At 43.5% G+C, this 637-nt stretch carries 1 protein-coding gene; it reads right to left on the bottom strand.

The window, feature by feature from the left end:
• Positions 1-239: 239 nt before the first annotated feature.
• Positions 240-637: hypothetical protein (locus tag CXQ93_RS20220; protein ID WP_219817405.1), on the bottom strand; the 398-nt coding region annotated here is incomplete at its 5' end.

Below are 637 nucleotides of genomic sequence, written 5' to 3'. Positions count from 1 at the left end.
TGGAACTATATAGATTTCATCAGACTGCACTAACCAGTTTTAGGTAAATCTAAAGAACAAAAGCCCCTGCATCAGCAGACATGGAAGTTCCCACCCAAAAAAAATCCCATAGTTCAAAACACCTCACTCACAAATCAGGGGCCAAAAGACAAATAAAAAGTATTTAAGGACAAATAGATGATGAAACTACTACTACTACTAATCAGTAATTCCGATAAAAGCTAAAAAACATATGAAGCTTAGTCGACCTCCTCCATCTTGGATCCTTCGGTATCAACTTCCTCAAGTGCAGGCATGTCAACATCAGCTTCTGCAGCATCTTCATCGATGCTAAGACCAAGCTTCAACATTCTGTGGATGCGGTTGCCAAAGGTGTTGGGCTCGTCAAGGCTGAACCCAGAAGTCAGCAAAGCAGTCTCGAATAGGAGGAGAACCAAATCCTTAACAGACTTATCATTCTTGTCAGCATCAGCTCTCTTTCTTAGCTCATCCATGATTGGGTTCTCAGGGTTGATTTCCATGGTCTTCTTGGAAGACATGTAACCAGCCATGCTAGAGTCCCTCAATGCTTGGGCCTTCATGATCCTCTCCATGTTAGCAGACCATCCGTACTCACCAGTGCCCAAACAGCAGGGAG

This window comes from Arthrobacter sp. N199823, assembly GCF_002929705.1.
GTDB lineage: Bacteria > Actinomycetota > Actinomycetes > Actinomycetales > Micrococcaceae > Specibacter.
Note: the sequence above shows the minus strand (reverse complement) of the source record. Positions and strands in the feature narration are given on the sequence as shown.